Annotated in this window: 12 protein-coding genes; 9 read left to right on the forward strand and 3 right to left on the reverse strand. The window is 58.2% G+C overall.

Annotated elements, in window-relative coordinates; translation table 11 throughout:
- Positions 1–185 precede the first annotated feature (185 nt).
- A complete protein-coding gene (locus EGX79_07620) occupies positions 186–845 on the forward strand; it encodes a YtxH domain-containing protein (protein ID AYX82065.1) in 660 nt (219 codons plus the stop codon).
- Positions 846–927: 82 nt separating this feature from the next.
- Here the strand turns inward: EGX79_07620 and EGX79_07625 are convergent, their stop codons facing one another.
- Both EGX79_07625 and EGX79_07630 read right to left on the reverse strand, forming a co-directional pair.
- The gene (locus EGX79_07625; GenBank protein AYX82066.1) at positions 928–1,545 is read right to left on the reverse strand and encodes a DNA-3-methyladenine glycosylase I; all 618 of its coding nucleotides are present in this window, start codon (positions 1,543–1,545) and stop codon (positions 928–930) included.
- Between the two features lie 52 nt (positions 1,546–1,597).
- Positions 1,598–2,515 carry a 2-dehydropantoate 2-reductase gene (locus EGX79_07630; GenBank protein AYX82067.1) on the reverse strand — a complete coding sequence of 306 codons (918 nt, stop codon included), beginning with the start codon at positions 2,513–2,515 and terminating at the stop codon, positions 1,598–1,600.
- A 261-nt stretch (positions 2,516–2,776) separates the two neighbouring features.
- On the opposite strand from EGX79_07630, the gene EGX79_07635 reads away from it, so the two are divergent.
- The 8 genes from EGX79_07635 (at position 2,777) to EGX79_07670 (ending at position 16,143) form a co-directional block, all read left to right on the forward strand.
- Complete coding sequence (locus EGX79_07635) at positions 2,777–4,897, forward strand: PTS beta-glucoside transporter subunit EIIBCA (GenBank protein ID AYX82068.1); 2,121 nt, start codon at positions 2,777–2,779, stop codon at positions 4,895–4,897.
- Positions 4,898–4,938: 41 nt separating this feature from the next.
- Positions 4,939–6,222: an HPr family phosphocarrier protein gene (locus EGX79_07640; protein AYX82069.1), complete on the forward strand. Its 1,284-nt coding sequence runs from the start codon at positions 4,939–4,941 to the stop codon at positions 6,220–6,222.
- An 88-nt stretch (positions 6,223–6,310) separates the two neighbouring features.
- Complete coding sequence (gene ptsP, locus EGX79_07645) at positions 6,311–8,002, forward strand: phosphoenolpyruvate--protein phosphotransferase (protein ID AYX82070.1); 1,692 nt, start codon at positions 6,311–6,313, stop codon at positions 8,000–8,002.
- A gap of 466 nt (positions 8,003–8,468) precedes the next feature.
- Positions 8,469–9,872, forward strand: coding sequence for a branched-chain amino acid transport system II carrier protein (gene brnQ / locus EGX79_07650; protein ID AYX82071.1), 1,404 nt, complete (start codon positions 8,469–8,471; stop codon positions 9,870–9,872).
- A gap of 80 nt (positions 9,873–9,952) precedes the next feature.
- Positions 9,953–11,197, forward strand: a complete 1,245-nt coding sequence (locus tag EGX79_07655) for a dicarboxylate/amino acid:cation symporter (protein ID AYX82072.1) — start codon at positions 9,953–9,955, stop codon at positions 11,195–11,197.
- Positions 11,198–11,320: 123 nt separating this feature from the next.
- Positions 11,321–12,769 carry a threonine synthase gene (locus EGX79_07660; protein AYX82073.1) on the forward strand — a complete coding sequence of 483 codons (1,449 nt, stop codon included), beginning with the start codon at positions 11,321–11,323 and terminating at the stop codon, positions 12,767–12,769.
- A 165-nt stretch (positions 12,770–12,934) separates the two neighbouring features.
- Positions 12,935–14,638: a thiamine pyrophosphate-binding protein gene (locus tag EGX79_07665; GenBank protein AYX82074.1), complete on the forward strand. Its 1,704-nt coding sequence runs from the start codon at positions 12,935–12,937 to the stop codon at positions 14,636–14,638.
- A 65-nt stretch (positions 14,639–14,703) separates the two neighbouring features.
- On the forward strand, positions 14,704–16,143 hold the full coding sequence (locus EGX79_07670) for an MFS transporter (protein AYX82075.1): 1,440 nt from the start codon (positions 14,704–14,706) through the stop codon (positions 16,141–16,143).
- A gap of 29 nt (positions 16,144–16,172) precedes the next feature.
- Here the strand turns inward: EGX79_07670 and EGX79_07675 are convergent, their stop codons facing one another.
- Positions 16,173–18,386, reverse strand: a complete 2,214-nt coding sequence (locus EGX79_07675) for a hypothetical protein (GenBank protein ID AYX82076.1) — start codon at positions 18,384–18,386, stop codon at positions 16,173–16,175.
- Between the last annotated feature and the right edge of the window lie 29 nt (positions 18,387–18,415).

Consider the following 18,415-nt stretch of genomic DNA (forward strand, 5'->3'; position numbering starts at 1 on the left):
TTGACTTGCGCAAGCCTCAGAATTACCTAGTGTTCTTTCTGTACGGCTTTGAAGCCACACCATCTTCGAATGTCCGATATTCAAAAGAATTGTCAATTTCTCTTTGAATTTAATTCGGACAAATAGTGGAAGATGCCAATAATTGAATAGGTAACTTAGTTAGCTCTCAAGAAAGTGGTTTTGAAATGCAGAACAAGAAGATGACCCGTATCGCTACCGCAATCGTTGGCTCCGCCGCCCTACTCGGCGGCCTGGCTGCATGTTCTTCCGATGATGCACAGGATGCTGCTAACAACGCCAAGGATCAGGCTGGCCAGGTAGCAACCGACGCCACTGATAAGGCTGGCGACGCTATGGACGGCGCTAAGGACAAGGCCGGCGAGGCTGCTGATGGCGCTAAGGACAAGGCTGGCGAGGCTGCTGATGGCGCTAAGGACAAGGCCGGCGAGGCTATGAACGGTCTGGGTCTGGGCGACGCTGCTGGCGAGGATGTGGCAGAGGCTGACCTGCCTGAGTCCATCACCGAGGCAGCTTCTTCCTTCACCTCCCCGTACGATTCTGAGGCTGGCGAGTTCAAGTCCGCTAAGAAGGTCGGCGACGCAGTTGCCGCTGAATACGAGAACGTCACCTTCGTTGAGTCCCCGGAGACCAACGGTGCACAGCCGCTGATTGGTAAGATTCGCGAGACCTGGGTTGCCAACGGCGCACTGGAAAACGAGATTGGTCTGCCGACCGCTCCGGAGTCCGAGATTGAAAACGGCTGGGAGCAGCCGTTCACTAAGGACACCATGAAGTGGACCTCTGAGGCCGGCCAGAACTACTCCGACTCCTACGAGAACAAGTAGTTCTACACGAACCGAAAGATTTTGAGCGTGCCGGGTGGCACGCTCTTTTCTTTCCCCCTAGCTAGTTAAATCCCCCTTTCCCCTAGCCAAAAACGCCAGAGGCACCGCGCCGATGTGCGCCAACAATGTTGATATCGACAATCCCCACGGCAGCCATTGATGCAAAGACCGTGGTGGGGCCTACGAACTTAAAACCAGCTTTCTTCAATGCCTTGGCAAGCGCCTTGGACTCCTCGGAGTAGCTGGGCACCTCTTCGATTGAACGTGGCTCGGGAGACTTCTCCGGTTTAAACGACCACATCAACTCGGCTAAGCCGCCGTTTTCACGCAGAGCAATCGTCGCCGCGGCGTTATTGATTACCGCGGTAATCTTCCTGTGATTCCGAATGATTCGTTCATCATTCATCAATCTTTCGACATCTTCGTCATCGAAATCAGCAACCGCATCGGGGTCGAAGTTCGCGAAGGCTTCCTGAAACGCGGGCCGCTTCTTCAGCACTGTCTCCCACGACAACCCCGCCTGAAATACCTCCAGGCTGAGCCGTTCGAATAGTCCTTGCTCATCGCGCACCGGCATCCCCCACTCGGTGTCGTAGTACTCTCTCAGCAGCTCACTGTGAGCAGCCCATGCCGGTCGAGCCAATCCATCCTCACCGATGATGAGCCCATTGTTTTCCGTGTAGTCCGATCCAATTTTCATCAGTCTTTCCAATCCCCCAATTCCGGTTTGACTTAGCTGAGCACCGCAGCTCTTAATTCTTATGCTTGTGTTGACGCCCAACCAGAGCGCCATACACCAGATCCAGCGTCGGCGTTTCCACTTTCGCCTTCTGCCCCATCCGGCGGATTGCGCCAATCTGGGCATCGAGCTCATTGGTAAGTCCCGCGGTGTAGTCGCGCTGCATCGACGAGGTGTTGTCGTACCCTTGAGCATCAGTAAAGGCCAAGGTCCGCGACACGATGTCCTCTGGCAGCGCAACGCCGCAGGCTCGACCGACTGCCTCGGTTTCTTCAAACATCCGCGTCAAGCTGTCGCGCATTTCCGAACGCAAGTAACCAATCGGACTATCAGCCAGGGCACCTAGGGCACCGAGGTTAGCCACGAACATCGCTTTTGCCCAGATATCGACCCAGATATCCGGGAGCTGTTCGCCACCGAGCCCAGCCATGTGCAATGCCTCGATAACTGCCCCGACCAGGTCATTAGTGGAGTCATCGAATGTGCCGATGTTCAGGCTCATCGGTCCTGGTCGGAAGGTGACTTCTGCCGGGCCAGTGTGGATAAAGAAACCGCGGATAACACCCGGGAACACCTTGTCCTCACCGAACCGCCCCGCTGCCAAATAAGGGATTTCCACCGAGTTATGGGTGGTCACCACTGCTGCACCAGCCGGAACTTGCGGGAAAGGATCGTTGCCCGGCAGCGCCTTGGTTGCTGCAATCACAACATCGACGTCGACGCCATCGGCAGTGAGTTCACCCCAATTGTCGGCTGCTTTGACGGGGATAATGCTGCGTTCCCCGTGCTCGTCGATAAGCGTGAGCCCCACCTCACGAAGACGTGTCAGGGTCTCGCCGCGGGCGAGAAAGACGACATCATAACCCGCTTGCACGAGGCGACCGCCAAACCAGCCGCCGACAGCTCCTACACCTAAAACTCCAATCCTCATAGCTGCCACCTTACGACTTCCGCACTGAGCGCGAAATAGGTTGCATGCGGTTGTCCACAGGCAATCCAGGCTATCCCCAAATGTGAAATTTGAGCTTGATTTACTACCTTGTCAAAACTATGTAAAGCGGAGTAGGGTCGAAATTAATAGATATCAACCCAGGGTTGTTACTCTTTTGAGGCAAGACCTGAGGCCCACAGTTTGTGGCGCCTCGGGTCTTTTTGCGTTTAACGGCCCTGCTTACTGTGAAGGAAGGTCACGATGGGGTCGTCAAAAGATTCCAGCGCGAGGGCAATAGTTGAAAACCTCGGTGGACCCGGAAACATCACAAGCATGACGCACTGTGCGACGCGTCTGCGTTTTGAACTCGGTGATGTCTCCAAGATCAACGAGGACAAGATTGACAAGGTGCCGGGCGTACTCGGTGTCGTTCACCAGGGCGATAACCGCTACCAGGTCATCTGTGGCGGTGGCGTCGAATCGATGTACACGGCAATTAAGCATCTACCGGAAATGAAGGGCGCCGGCGCAGTCGCCACTAAGTCCGACGCAGACGTTAAGGCAGAAGCTCGCTCGAAGGCACGCGGCAAGTACTCCTGGTTGGACAACTTCTTCGAGTACCTCTCCGATTCGTTCCGCCCAATCCTGGGCGTGCTGTTGGGCGCATCGCTGATTATCGCTATTGCCGCGGTTCTCGACGGTCTGAACATCGTCGACTTCCGCGCTGAGGATAAGTCCGCTACTTGGATCTTTGTTGACGCCATGTGGCGCAGCGTCTTCTACTTCCTGCCGATCATGGTCGCCTACAACGCAGCGAAGAAGCTGCGGGTAGATCCATGGCTGGGCGCAGCCATCATGGCTGCCCTAATGACGCCGGAGTTTATGAGTCTGCAGGATACCGATCGCTTCTCGGACACCATCAAGACAGTCAACGAGGAACTCGGTACCGAAACTTTCACCGCCAACATCTTCGGCCTGCCAATGCAGCTCAATGACTACGGCGGACAGGTCTTTGTACCGCTGATCATGGTCGCCATTCTGGCAGTGGTCTACCACGGGTTGAAGAAAATCTTCCCGGAGAATGTCCAGATGGTCTTCGTACCGTTTATCTCCATGCTGATCATGATTCCGCTGACGGCTTTCCTCATTGGCCCGCTGGGTATCTGGCTGGGTAACGGAATTGGCTCCGGCCTTGCATGGATGAACTCGAACGCACCGTTTGTGTTCGCAATTCTCATCCCGATGCTCTACCCGTTCCTGGTACCGCTGGGTCTGCACTGGCCGCTGAATGCCTTGATGCTGGTCAATATCCAGACTCTCGGCTACGACTTCATCCAAGGCCCGATGGGTGCCTGGAACTTCGCCTGCTTCGGTGCAACTGCCGGTGTGCTGGTTCTTTCCATGCGCGACCGCGACACACAGATGCGCCAGACGGCAACCGGTGCACTCGCCGCAGGTCTCTTCGGTGGTATCTCCGAGCCGTCCCTCTACGGTATTCACCTGCGCTTCAAGCGGATTTACCCGCGCATGCTGCTCGGCTGTTTCGCCGGCGGTCTGACTATCGCCATCCTGTCGGCTCCGTTCGGTGGTGTGACAACCAACGCCTTCGTCTTCACCTCCCTCATCACCACTGTCGTGTTCAAACCGATGTGGGTCTACCTGATTTCCGTCGCCGTGGCATTCTTCGTCGCCATGTTCGCCATCATTCTCACCGACTACCGCACGCCGGAAGAGAAGGCTGAGGCCGAGGCCGCACGCGCCGCAGAGCTTGACGACGAACCCAGCGACGCCACCCCACACGCTGCCACCAGTGGCTCCGATTCGGCTCCAGCTGAGGCTTCCGGTGACGCTGGTACCAACGCCGAGGCTGCCGCACCGGCTGCTGCGGCAGCTGGCGCCGGTGGTGTCGCAACTGCCGTTGATACCAAGCCTGTACAGGTGCAGGCCCCGGTTGCCGGTGAGGTTGTCAGCCTTGCTGAGGCCGGCGACGCGGTCTTTGCCTCCGGTGCTCTCGGTGACGGTGTCGGTATCAAGCCGACCAGTTCTACCGTGGTCGCACCCGTATCGGGCACGTTGATGACTGTGGCAAAGACCGGTCACGCCTTCGGTATTAAGACCGATGACGGTGTAGAGGTACTCGTCCACGTCGGTATCGACACGGTCAAGATGGCCGGTGAAGGCTTCGATGTCCAGGTTTCCAAGAAGCAGCACGTCGAGGCCGGCGATGTTCTTGCCGAAGTCGATTTCGACAAGGTCAAGGAAGCTGGCTACCCAACCACGACACTGATGACCATCACCAATACCAAGAAGCTGACCAAGGTTTCCCCGGTCACCGGCATCTCCGTCCAAGCCGGCGACATGGTCATCGAAGTTCAGCCATAATTGATTTCTAGAAGGCATACCGGCCTGAAATCCCTCAACTTATGGAGGAGTTCACGGTTACCGACATGGAAATCCTGAGAGTATTCAATAACAACGTGGTCCTGGCCAAGGACGCGACCGGCGAGAAAATCATCACCGGCCGCGGCATTGGCTTCAAGGCCCGCCCGGGGCAGCCGGTTGATTCGAGCAAAGTTGTTCGCATCTTTGTCCCAGCGGAAGGCCGCGATCCGGACCATATTGCCACGATGCTCACAGAAATTCCGCTGGCTCACATGACTCTTGTGACCGATGCGGTAACCGCAGCCGGCCTGCCGGAATCGATGACGAAGAACGCTTCCCTCCTTGTGGCGTTAGCCGATCACATTGGTTTCGCCATCATGAGGGCAGCTAACGGGCAGCGAGCAGATTACCCGCTGCTCGCGGAAGTCAGCCAACTTTATAGTGAAGAATACGCGCAGGCGCAGGCGATTTTGTCGCATATCAATCGCGCTCTCAATGACCGTCGTATAGCGCCATTACCCCGCTCAGAAGCGGTGGCGATTACGTTACACCTAGTCAATGCTGGTTTTTCTACGGGTGATTTGAGCTTCACCTACACCATGACGGGCGTCCTGCAGCAGCTGCTCACAATCATTGAAAGTGATTTTGGCATCACGCTGGAGCCAGAGACTGTCAATGTGGGGCGCTTCATCACACACCTGCGCTACCTGTTCGTCCGGATTGCCAAGCATGAGCAGTTGAAAGATCACTCCTCCGCTATTGGCCAGGCCATCCGTGACTCCGCCCCAGAGGCGTTTCGCTGCGCACAGCGTATCTCCGCAGTCATTGAACTGCGTCTGGGGTCGGGGTTGACGGAAGACGAAGTTTCCTACCTCACCCTGCACATTGCACGCATTGTGCAGGCAGCGGCTGTATCTCCCACCGCCTCCAGGGTTTCCCGGAGCGTGCGCGACGTTGATGCTAAGCAAGCACCAGCGGGCGGCGCACCCGCGGTGGGATGTACAGGCACTGTGCCTGAGTCAGAAAATTTCACATATTCGCCCCGAAAGGATTCAACCATGATTACTCGTACCGCTACCATCGGTTCCTCCGTAGGCCTGCACGCTCGCCCGGCTTCCCTGTTCACTCAGGCTGCTGCTGAGTACGACTACGACATTGTCATTTCCCTTGACGACGAAGAGGCCGATGCCGCCTCGATCCTGGAGGTCATGACCCTCGGCGCTAAGCACGGCGACGAAGTCACGCTGAGCTGCGAGGACGACTCCGCAGCTGCAGCTCTGGACGAGCTTGCAGCCATGCTCGAGCGCGACCTGGATGCCGAGTAAGCCCAGCTAAAACACTCCTGGATAACACCACGGCACACCACGACCGACGAGTATCCCCGCAGAGGTCCCGAAAAGGAGATCGGAAGCAATGAACGAGCAGCACACTGTCATCTATGGCATCGGTGTCTCGACCGGTACGGCCAGCGCTGAAGTAGTAAAGGTACTCCCCGCCCCGGGAGTTGATACTCAAGAACCGTCGTCGACCGATCCCGTCGCCGATGGTGAGCGCGTCCGCGCGGCGATGGCCAACGTCGCAGAGTCGCTGAAGAAGCAGGCTGAGCACTCCAGCCCGCAGGCACGCCCGATTCTGGAGGCCACTGCGCAACTGGCTTCCGATAGGGCGCTCGCCAGGGCCGTGGTGAAGAAACTCAAGGCAGGCTCCGGCATCACCCAGGCCGTTCACGATGCCGTTGAGGACTACGCGCAGCTCCTAACCAGTCTCGGTGGCTACATGGCTGAACGTGTCACCGACCTCTACGATGTTCGCGACCGCACAATTTGCGAGCTGCGTGGCCTGCCAAAACCGGGCGTCCCGGATGTTTCCACCCCAACTATCCTGCTTGCCGACGATCTCGCGCCCGCTGAAACCGTGGGTCTTGACCCCGAGTTGGTCGTAGGCATTGCCACCGCTGGAGGCGGGCCGACCAGTCACACGGCTATCCTCGCAGCACAGCTGGGCATTCCAGCCGTCGTTAAGGCGAAGGGCATCATGGAACTCGAGGCCGGTACCTTCGTCGCCATTGACGGCGGCGCCGGTGAGGTAATTGCGAATCCGACCGCCGATGAGGTCGCCGCGTTGGAAGAGCGTGCTCGACGCCGGGAAGCAGCCCTGGCGCAGTCTGTGGGCGCAGGCAAGACCGCTGATGGGTACCCCGTGAATCTGCTGGCCAACATTGGTACGGCGGAAGATGGTGAGTCTGCAGCAGCGCAGGATAATGAGGGCACCGGCCTGTTCCGTACTGAGTTCCTTTTCCTCGACCGCGACAAGGCTCCGAGTTTGGAAGAACAAACGGAAACCTACACTCGTGTGCTGAAGGCATTCGGTGAGCGACGCGTGGTTGTGCGCACACTGGATGCGGGTGCGGATAAGCCGCTGAGCTTTGCCGACCTAGGCGAGGAAGAAAACCCGGCGCTGGGTCGCCGCGGACTGCGCCTGTCGCAGGCTCGGGAAGATTTGCTGGATACGCAGCTGGATGCACTCGCCGCTGCGTTTGATGCCACCGGCCGCAAGGCTGACCTGCGGGTTATGGCTCCGATGATAGCAACGGTCGAAGAAACAAAGTGGTTTGCGGACAGGGCGCGTGAGCGTGGCCTGCCGAAGGTCGGCATCATGATTGAGGTCCCCGCAGCAGCAATTCGCGCGAAGCAGCTGCTGTCCATTGTGGACTTTGCCTCCATTGGTACTAACGACTTGTCGCAGTACACTATGGCGGCCGACCGCATGCAGGGGGCTCTGGCGGATCTGCTTTCTCCGTGGCAACCAGCGGTACTGCAAATGATTAAGTCCGCATGCAAGGGCGGCAATGCTACCGGCAAGCCCATTAGTGTCTGCGGTGAAGCCGGCGGTGACCCGCTGCTGGCACTGGTCCTGGTGGGTCTCGGCGTGAGCTCGCTGTCCATGGCTTCCAAGAAGGTACCGGCCGTCCGCGCCGCTCTCCGCCTCCACGACCGCGCTACCTGCCAGCAGATGGCAGCGTACGCTGTCGATGCCGAGACTGCGGCCGATGCGAAGGCCGCAGTGACCGCGCTTGTGGATCCGAAGGTGAAGGATCTGCTGTAGAGCGACGGAATTATTACTGAGCCCGGCGCACACACGGTCAGCGTAAAAGTGTGTGCCAGGCTCTTTCTTTATTGGCGCATCGATCGATCACGAGCAGCAAACTTTCTGGGAATTTTCTTGATTTTCCCTCTCTCGAACGCCCCATTAGGATAAATAGAGTGCCTTCGTCGGCACCACCAACGCCGTCGAAGCCCCTTAATAGTTCAAATAAAGACGGCTCATACAAGCCGCAACTTAATTCACGCATCAGGCTCCACCCAGCCCGTGACAATTCACAATTTCACATTAAAGTGTCAGTTTTTCGGCATCGTGGCCTGTCATCTACATGGGCACACGAACTGCAATTGCGCTGCTGTAACGGGCGTTTGCGCCACCGCAGCACCAGCGACAACGGCGTCGCCACAGCAGCATGCAGCATCGCCCTTGACCTTACGGGCGACACTAATTTAGAAAGAACACAATTCTCATGACCAAGTCGAGCGGAGTGGAGTCCCCGAAGTCTTTCGCTTCCATAATCGTTGTTACAGCGCTCATGCTGTTTTCGATGTTCTTCGGCGCGGGCAACCTCATCTTCCCGCCGAAGCTCGGAGTGGATTCCGGTACCAACTTTGGCCCCTCAATCACCGGCTTCCTGCTCACCGGTGTGGCGTTGCCAGTTCTGGCCATCATCGCCATCGCCATTTCAGGCAGCAATTTACGTGACCTAGCGTTCCGCGCGGGCCGCATCTTTTCCCTGAGCTTCCCGGTAATCGCATACCTTTCCATCGGTGCTTTCTACGCTCTGCCGCGTACCGGTGCCGTGTCATACGAAACCGGTGTCCAGCCGGTTTTCGGCAGTGATTCGCTGGCCGCCGCTGCGGCCTTCTACTTTGTTTTCTTCGGTATCGCCTTGGCATTGGCGTGGAATCCGAATGAAATTGTGTCCAAACTGGGCAAGATTCTCACCCCGGCTCTGCTGATTCTCTTGGTTGTATTGGTTGGAATGTCGGCATTCAAATTCGATGCCGCTCCGGCTGCGCCAATTGAAAAGTACTCCTCTACCCCATTTGCCTCCGGCCTAGTCGAGGGCTACCTCACCATGGACTCCATCGCCGGCCTTGCATTCGGCATCATTGTCATTTCTGCCCTCCGCGTCAGCGGTGTCCCAGAGGGCAAGCGTATGGTTCGCGGCACAATGATCTCAGGCCTGTTCGCCGGCATTTTGCTGGCCATCATCTACTTGGGATTGGGCTATGTCGGCCAGGTGCTGCCGAATGCTGCCTCCTTCGATAACGGCTCGGGCATCCTCGCAGAGGCTTCCAAACAGGCCATGGGTCAGGGCGGTCAGATTGTCTTCGGTCTCATCGTTCTGCTGGCATGCATGACCACAGCCGTCGGTCTGATTGCCGCAACCAGTGAGTTCTTCAATCTGCTGCTTCCGGGTATCAGTTACAAGGCCTGGGCGATTGTCTTCACGGTCATGTCCTTCGTAATGGCAACACAGGGGCTGTCTCAGGTACTGGCGATTGCCGCGCCGATTATCACCTTTATTTACCCGCCGGCAATCACGCTGATTGCACTGACACTTCTCGACCCAGTCATTTCTTACTCCTTCAAGCTGTATTACACCTACCGCCTGGGCGTCTGGGTTGCCACCATCTGGTCGGGTATCTCAGTACTCTCCGGTTTGGGTGTCGGTGGTTCTGCTTTGGCGGACTTCCTTAGTCTCGTGCCTGGTCAGACCATCGAGTTCGGATGGTTCCTGCCGACTCTGGCAGCGGTGGTGATTGGTTACGCAATTGACGTCGTCACGCGAAAGCAGCGCGCAAACCGCCCGGCGAGTGTGCTTGCCGACGAGGCCGTTACAGAAGAGGTAGCCGAAAAGGCGTAAAACCACACCCGGTCATTTGCGTTGCTTAACGTAAATACCGCACGCTAGAGAAGTAAATTCCATCCGAACAAGGATTGACTATGAGTACCCGAATGCGTTTTACGCAAACGCTCCTATTCCGCGTTATTGTCGCGATTATTCTGGGCATTGTCTGCAGCTTTTTCTTCCCGGAATGGCTGGCTCGAATTTTTGTCACTTTCAATGGCCTCTTTGGTAACTTTCTGGGCTTCTTTATTCCGGTGCTGATTTTTGCCCTCATCACGCCGGCGATTGCCAGCCTGGGCCGTGGTGCCGGAAAGTGGTTGGGTATTACCACTGCTATTGCCTACGGCTCGACGGTGTTTTCGGGCCTATTGGCCTACGCCGCTACCCAGGGGCTCTACCCTTGGCTGCTCGGCGCTGATCAGGCCGGTGCATCGGTGGATATTGATGAGGGCGCGCTGGAGAGCTTCTTCAATGTAGAGATGCCACCGCCGTTTGACGTCATGACCGCCCTGCTACTGGCTTTCACGGTCGGTGTGGCGATGACCACCGTGAAGTCGGACTCGCTCTACCGCGGTGCGACACAGCTGCGCGATGTGATTATGAAGATCATCTCGGCGTTTATCATCCCGCTGCTGCCGATTTACATCTTCGGCATGTTCCTGTCTATGGGCATGAACGGCAACCTGACCACGACGCTGTCGATGTTCTTCAAGGTGCTCGTTCTGGCAGTCATCGGCACCGTGCTTCTGTTGGCAATCCAGTTCTCCATCGCGGGTGCCATCGCTGGCCGCAGCCCGTGGCAATCCCTGAAGAACATGCTGCCGGCCTACGCCACCGCGCTCGGCACCTCGTCCTCGGCCGCCACCATTCCGGTGACTTACAAGGCCGCGCTGAAGAATGGTGTCTCGGAGAAGGTCGCTGGCTTTACCGTGCCGCTGTGCGCGACCATTCACCTGGCCGGTTCGATGATGAAGATCATCCTGTTCGCGTTTGCGGTGATGTTCATGGCGGACAAGCCGGTTTCGCCGGGTATGGCCATCGGCTTCATTCTCACTTTGGGTATCACCATGATTGCGGCTCCGGGCGTTCCGGGTGGCGCAATTATGGCCGCGGTCGGTGTGCTGCAGTCCATGCTCGGCTTCGATCAGGAGCAGGTCGCTTTGATGATTGCCGCCTACATCGCCATCGACTCCTTCGGTACCGCATGCAATGTCACTGGTGACGGCGCAATTGCCATGATCGTTAACCGCTTCGCCAAGGATGACGTCGTCGACCGTTCCGAAGAGCTCAGCTTCGACGCTGAAGAGGCCAATTCCGTATCTTCCGCAGCCGAGGCCTGACTGGCTTCAGTGCATATGTAAAAATTAAAGAAAACATCCACCGGTCAACCCCGTCGCAATCTTTCACAAGGCCTTCTTATAGGCCGATGCGGCGGGTGTTGGCATACATGTAAGGGGCCCGCCTTGGACTTCATTTCGACTCGCGACCCAGAGCGCACGCCGCACAAGTTCTCAGACATTCTCCTGGGAGGTCTCGCTAACGACGGCGGCCTCTACCTGCCGGTCGAGTACCCACAGGTTGACGATGCCACTTTGACGCGTTGGCGCTCCGTGCTTGTCGACGACGGTTACGCAGCCTTGGCTGCAGAGGTCGTCAGCCTTTTTGTGGACGACATTCCGCTGGAGGATTTGCGCGGTATCTGTACACGGGCGTACACCTACCCGAAGTTTTCCGATCCGGATATTGTGCCGGTGACGAAGCTGGAAGATCAGCTCTACATCGGTCACTTGTCCATGGGCCCCACAGCGGCATTCAAGGATATGGCGATGCAGCTGCTCGGTGAGTTCTTCGAGTATGAGCTGGCTCGTCGTGGCGAGACCCTGAATATCCTCGGCGCCACCTCTGGTGACACGGGTTCCTCGGCCGAGTACGCAATGCGTGGCCGTGAGGGAATCAGCGTGTTCATGCTAACGCCAGCTGGTCGAATGACCGCTTTCCAGCAGGCTCAGATGTTTGGTCTGCAGGATGCCAACATTCACAACGTCGCCCTCGACGGTGTCTTCGATGATTGCCAGGACATCGTTAAGGCTGTCTCCGGTGACTTGGATTACAAGGCCAACCGCCACATTGGCGCAGTTAACTCCATCAACTGGGCTCGCCTGATGGCTCAGATTGTGTACTACGTCTCCTCGTGGATTCGCGTCACTGGCGGCAACGGTGCTGAGGCCGATAACTCGCAGAAGGTCAGCTTCAGTGTGCCGACCGGCAATTTCGGTGATATCTGCGCTGGTCATATTGCACGTCAGATGGGTGTGCCAATTGACCGCCTGATTGTGGCTACCAATGAAAACGATGTCTTGGATGAGTTCTTCCACACGGGCGCCTACCGCGTGCGCAGCGCTGCGGAGACACAGGCGACCTCTTCCCCATCGATGGATATCTCCCGCGCGTCTAACTTCGAGCGTTTCATCTTCGATCTGCTGGGGCGCGATGCTGAGCGGACTGCAGACCTCTTTGGTGTCAAGGTCAAGGAGGGCGGCTTCTCTCTTACTGCTGATCCAATCTTCCCGGAGGCTTCTGCCCAGTACGGGTTCCTCTCCGGTCGTTCCACCCACGCTGACCGCGTCGAGACCATCAAGGACTGCTGGGAGCGCCTGGAGGTCATGGTCGATCCGCACACCGCTGACGGTATCCACGTCGCCCGCGGCCTGGTAGACCAGGTGTCCACCCCAATTGTCTGCCTGGAGACCGCCCTGCCGGTGAAATTCTCGGAGACCATCCTGGAAGCCACCGGCCGCGAGCCGGACTGCCCGGAGCGTTTCGCGGACATCATGAATGCCCCACGCCGCGTTACCGAGCTTCCGAACGATGTCGATGTGGTGAAGAAGTTCATCGACGACAACGTGGCTTAAAACCTGGCAAAGCCCAACGTCACCCCCATCCGCGCAGCGGCAATGTGGAATAGTGCCCTCTTTTTTAAGGGCAAACAGCATTATCTTGGACTATAGGGCTGTTATTACCCCCGTGATTACCTCACAATTGTTCACATGAGTTTCACTCGAGTTAATAGCCGTCCTATGCCCCACGCGCCCGCGTCTTCCCCGCAGGAAGGTTCCCAAAAGACCACAACGGTCTCGCGGGCGCTGGCCGACACACTGGCCCAACACTGCGACCACTGCTTCGGTCTCGTCGGCAATGCGAACTCCCACTTCACATCAGCCCTTACTGAATCGGGATTCGGCTACTCCTCCGTCCGACACGAATCGGCTGCTGTTGGGGCCGCCGATGCCTTCCACCGCGCAGGCGGAGGGCTTGCTATCGCGACCGCCACTTGTGGCGCAGGATTCACCAATGCGCTAACCACTCTGGCGGAGGCTCGCGTAGCCCGTATCCCGCTTATTTTTGTCGTCGGCACGCACCCGGAACGCCCCCGCCCCTTTGACCTCAATCAGGCGGCGCTCCTCGACGCCCTCGACGTCTGCCATCGCACTGTTACTCCCGAGTCCGCGCTTGACGACGCAAACTTTGCAGTCCAGCACGCGCTGAGCTCTCGGCAGCCTGTCGTGCTGCTGCTCCCCTATGACCTCCAAGAAGCACCGATAACGGCATCTGCGTCTGAAACACAGTCAGCTAACCAGGAGCATCTACACACCAGCAGACCAGAATGGTTAGAGTCAACTGTCACGTCGCTGGCAGAGGAACTGCAGGCTGCCCGCCGCCCTCTCATTATTGCTGGTAGAGGTGTGCTACTCTCCGATACCGCCGAGCTAGTCCGCCGCATCGGGGACAGTGTAGGGGCACTGTTTATGCACTCAGCGATGGCTCGTCATGTGCTTTCCAGCCCGTGGCAGATTGGTACCGTGGGCGGTTTTGCGCATGCGTGGCAGGTAGAACTAGCTCGACAGGCCGATGTGGTGCTGTTCCTGGGAGCAAGCTTTAACGCTTTCCAAAACCGTGGCGGCAACATGTTTGCACCGGACGCGAAGATTATCCAGGTTGTCGACGAGCCCCATCCCGCCGCTCAGCCGTCCGTGACACCGCTATTGGCTAAGTTGGAGGAACTTCTGCCCGTACTGGCAGAGCAGCTGGAGAAGCCCCGGGCGTCGTCAAGCACATGGCGTGCGGAGTTGAAGACACTGCCGACGACAGCGGAGGTCGAGTCGCTGACGTGCGCGGATGGCCGGTTGGATCCGCGGGCGTGCCTGCAGTATCTGAATCGTATCCTGCCCAATCAGCGCGCTGTGTGTACTGACGGTGGCCATTTCCTGGGGTGGGTACCGAAGTATCTCGATGTGCCTGGTCCGCAGCAGCAAGTGATTGTGGGCACGGCGATTCAGTCAATTGGTTTGGGGATGGGGTCGCTTGTCGGCCTCGCGGCAGCGCGGCCCGAGGACTATTGCGTGCTAGTCGCCGGTGACGGTGGCGGCACGATGGGTATTGCGGATTTACCTGCGGCGATTGAGCAGCTGCGACGTGGTCGTGGCGGTTGCGTGGTGTTCATTAACGATGCTGCCTACGGCGCGGAGCTGCACCAGTTTGGCGATGTCGGGTTGGACACCTCGTCCATGGAGATTGCCGACTACGACTTCGCCGCAGTCGGACGTGCCTATGGCGCTCACGGTTTCAGTGTCGGCACACCTGAGGACTTTGCCCAGCTCGACGCCTATTTCCATGACGTTTCCAACTCCGATGAGGCCTCCGTTGCCGTAATTGATTTCAAGGTCTCACGGCTGGTGGTTGCGGACTTCGTGAAGGAAGTTCTGGCTAAGGCACAAAGGTAGTTTGCCGCAGGCATAATCGGGCTGCCTAGAACCCCGGTGCGACCCAACTTCAGGCCGGTTGGTTGATGGGGTCTACAATGTGGCGAGTGGTAAAGCAGCGTAACGGTAAAGATCAAATTTCATCAACAGATCAGCCCGCCACAGCGGTGGCAAAGGACCCGCGCGAGCACGTCACTGGCCGCGCGATTGCCGTCTGGCTGGCGGCGCTGATTACCTACATCGTTGCCATCGTCGGCCGCACCTCCATGGGTGTCGCTGGCGTCGAGGCGCTCGATCGCTTCCATATCAACGCCTCCCAACTCGCGCTGTTCACCGCCGTGCAGGTTGGCGTCTACGCCCTGGCGCAGATTCCGACGGGCATCATCATTGACCGCGTCGGCGCCAAGAAAACGATGGTCGTGGGCGCACTGATCATGGCGCTGGGCCAGGTCATCATCGCGTTTACGACATCGTATCCGCTGGCTGTCATCGCTCGTGTGTTCATCGGCGCCGGCGATGCCACCGCATTCCTCGGTGCGATGCGACTGCTTCCCGCGTGGTTCCCACTGCGCGTCACTCCGCTGTTCACGCAGCTCACGGCTGGTCTTGGCCAGCTCGGCCAGTTCATCTCTGCGGTCCCGTTCCTCGCGATTCTGCACGCCGCGGGGTGGGTGCCCGCGTTCTTGTCGCTGAGCACCGCGGGTCTTCTCATCGCTATCGTAGGCATGATCGCGCTTGCCGACGTCCCGGAGAACTCCTCCACAGCCAAGATGTCACTTCGTAAACGCCGCGCCGCCAAGAAGGCCGCGAAAACGGCTGCCGATGGCGGAGCCTCTGCCGCAGCCGATGAGAAACTAACTATCGGCCAGACTCTGAAGATTGTGACCACTCACCCGGTGTGCTGGCAGGGTTTCTTCACTCACTGGACTGGTTTGATGCATCAGTGCATCTTCACATTGCTGTGGGGCATGCCTCTGATGATGCTGGGTATGGGTCTTAAGCCCTCCGAGGCCAGTGTGGTGCTGGTCGTTAACACGCTGTCAGTAATTATCGCCGGGCCGTTGATGGGCATGGTCTCGGCACGCACCGGCCGCGACCGTATCAAGGTTGTTGTCGCAATCGCGTTTATCAACATGGCCGTCTGGATTGTGTTCCTGGCACCGAGCAACCCACCAGCGTACTGGGCAATTATTGTAGTCAACATCCTAATGGCCGGTCTTGGTGCAATGTCCAACTTCGGCTTTGACTCAGTGCGCGAAGAGGTCGATCGCAAGGTACTCGCCACCGGCACTGGGTTGGCGAATATGGGCGGTTTTGTGGCCACCATGCTCGCTGCACAAGGTGTCGGCTTCCTGCTGGATATTGCAGCTCCCGATGGAAATTACACCTGGGAGACCTTCCGCATTGGCTGGTTGGCTGTCGTCGGTGTGTGGGTGATTGGTTTCGTTGGCCTGCTGGTGGCAAAGCGTGCGGCGGCACGCTTTGCCGCCCAGCAGAGCCGTTTTGAGCTGGAACCTACGGAGTAGGAACTACAGGAAGTCGAGAGACGGAGCGGCTAGAACAGCGAAAGCTGCTCTGGTCCTTCCAGTCCCTCCGAGTCATCCGAGTCCTCCGCTTGCTCGGAGGAGTCTGCGTGGCCGCTATCCTCCGTGCGTTCGCTGCCATCAGTCTGAGCACCATGGGAAACGCGCTCACCGGTGTCAGTTTCGGGGGCTGAGTTCTCCGGGACGTCGTCAAGCGAAGGCGTTGCTGCTACGGCCTCACGCTCATACATTTCCTGCAGCTTCTCGGTCTTGGTAATACGGACTAGCTCGGCGTAGATGACCAGCTTCATAGAACTATTGACCAGTGGCCCCAGCTGGGAAAACAGGACATCGACGTCGCCGTCAACCGCGAGGCAAGCGCGACGCAGGCTCTCCTCGGAAATAATCCAGCGAGAAGTTTCCGCGCAGGTTTCGCGGTCGCCGATGAAGTCCAACGCGAGGGCAACCTGGTTGCTGGCGACGCCATCCAATGTGGCAGCCAGGCGCTCGTTAGGTGCGGCATCCTTGAACAGGCGGGCAATCTGGACTGCCTCCGCCGTCGGCACCTGGCCAGCGGCATACTCAGCGATGAGTTCGGCCATGCGCTGAGCACCGACGTGCTGATCAGTCAGCCAGATGTCGTGCAAGGCATACATGATGGCCATGGCTTGCCAGGAGGCGTGCCCATGATAGAGAATGCCCAAGATGCCGGCCTGCTCCAGCAGCCAACCGACCATCGCTTCCCCATCGGCGCCATTGCGAGCGCAGAGGTTGTCGACATTCCAAGCCATATGCCCTTCGACGCAGCAGCCATAGAACTTCTGATCTTCCTCCAGCTGCGCGGCCAGTGACACTACTTCACGCGCGGCATACGGGTAGCCGTAGGCAAGGGTGGCATGCGACAGATCATCGACCCCCATGGTCACCCACGGAAACTCGCCGTGCCACGGACCGCGACCAACGAGGAAACCCGCCGCGAGATACGCCCATCGGGTCGAAGCATCGGCGTTGTACCAGTACTGCAGTGCGCGCGGCGTCGGATGCCCGCTGTCAGCGTGAATCAATCCCGCGTTGACCAGCATCTCCACAATCCAGGGTGCTGCGAAAGCACTCGCCCCTATTGACGCTGCGAAGTCCTGAATCCACAGCAGGCTCGATTCCTCATACATGTGCAACGGATCCTTCAGGCGCCCGTCGCCGCTGCCCGCAGCATCCATAAACGCCGAAGCAAACGCCACCGCAGCCACCGAAGCTTCGGTCAATTCCTTTGACTCCAGCGTTGCCGGGAAAGACTCCGTCGGATGCGGCTTACGAATCGACCACATGTCGCCCTTGAGCGCCAACGCGACTGCGCCCACCAGGCGGGCAACCACTGTCGATTCGTTGCGTGCTTCCGATTCTTGCTCAAATGTCGGCATCGCCGGTTCTTCTAGCACAGTCAGCAGCAGACGCTCTTCGGCCCAGCGCACCGCGTCGGCACGTAGTTCAGACCACATATAGGAGGGCAAGTACTTCTCGTCGGTTGCCATCCAGCGCAGCTCATTGCGAATATCCACCGGAGCTGTCATCACCAGAGCCCGCACCTTCACCGGATCGCAGAGGAAGCCTGCAATGTGCTCCACCTGGCGAGCCTGCAAATTTCGCACCGTTAAATCGCTGGCGTTCAGAGCTCGCGATGTGCCCTCTCCCGGCGCGTTATCCGGCTCCAGCCCCATGCGCTCCATACGGCGACTCAGCACATCCGCTGGCATATTCGCCACCAAGTCGGCGACGCGGAAGCTGAGGCTCGGTTCCGCCGGGAACACCTCCGAAATATGTGGCGGCACATGCCACACGCCCGCCGGTTCCTCCCACACGAGCCCCTGGCGCTGGCCACGGCGTAGCACATGCTCAAGCTGCTGCTTGCCGACGCGACGACGCTTGCGGTCAACACCCTTCGGCGTATCGTGCGCCATCACGTCCGCATCCGATGCCCAATAAGCCACTTCTGTGAGGGTATCCAGCGATGCGGAATCCTCCAGAATATGAACTAAGTGGGCCACATCGAGAACATCGGGATCACAAAAAGACAGCGCTGTATGCGCTGAATCCTGTGACATCAGCAATTCCACCGCCTCTTGCCCAGCAGCTGAGGTATCAGCGGCTGGGCACGTGCGGCTCAATAAAAAACGCAGGTCGGTGCCATCGAGGTTGAGAATGAAATCCTCATACCTAGGGCGTACCGAGTAATCGACGTTGCGTTCCATAGCCCACCATTATGCCCGGTCGCCGTGCT

The sequence above is a fragment of the Corynebacterium jeikeium genome (assembly GCA_003955985.1).
Classification (GTDB): Bacteria; Actinomycetota; Actinomycetes; order Mycobacteriales; family Mycobacteriaceae; genus Corynebacterium; species Corynebacterium jeikeium_D.

Excerpts from the sequence above, each read along its gene's own strand:
- EGX79_07670 (AYX82075.1), top strand. The coding sequence starts at position 14,704 with ATGGGGTCTACAATGTGGCGAGTGGTAAAGCAGCGTAACGGTAAAGAT.
- EGX79_07665 (AYX82074.1), top strand. The coding sequence starts at position 12,935 with ATGCCCCACGCGCCCGCGTCTTCCCCGCAGGAAGGTTCCCAAAAGACC.
- EGX79_07655 (AYX82072.1), top strand. The coding sequence starts at position 9,953 with ATGAGTACCCGAATGCGTTTTACGCAAACGCTCCTATTCCGCGTTATT.
- EGX79_07675 (AYX82076.1), bottom strand. The coding sequence starts at position 18,386 with ATGGAACGCAACGTCGATTACTCGGTACGCCCTAGGTATGAGGATTTC.
- EGX79_07640 (AYX82069.1), top strand. The coding sequence starts at position 4,939 with ATGGAGGAGTTCACGGTTACCGACATGGAAATCCTGAGAGTATTCAAT.
- brnQ (AYX82071.1), top strand. The coding sequence starts at position 8,469 with ATGACCAAGTCGAGCGGAGTGGAGTCCCCGAAGTCTTTCGCTTCCATA.
- EGX79_07635 (AYX82068.1), top strand. The coding sequence starts at position 2,777 with ATGGGGTCGTCAAAAGATTCCAGCGCGAGGGCAATAGTTGAAAACCTC.
- ptsP (AYX82070.1), top strand. The coding sequence starts at position 6,311 with ATGAACGAGCAGCACACTGTCATCTATGGCATCGGTGTCTCGACCGGT.
- EGX79_07620 (AYX82065.1), top strand. The coding sequence starts at position 186 with ATGCAGAACAAGAAGATGACCCGTATCGCTACCGCAATCGTTGGCTCC.
- EGX79_07630 (AYX82067.1), bottom strand. The coding sequence starts at position 2,515 with ATGAGGATTGGAGTTTTAGGTGTAGGAGCTGTCGGCGGCTGGTTTGGC.
- EGX79_07625 (AYX82066.1), bottom strand. The coding sequence starts at position 1,545 with ATGAAAATTGGATCGGACTACACGGAAAACAATGGGCTCATCATCGGT.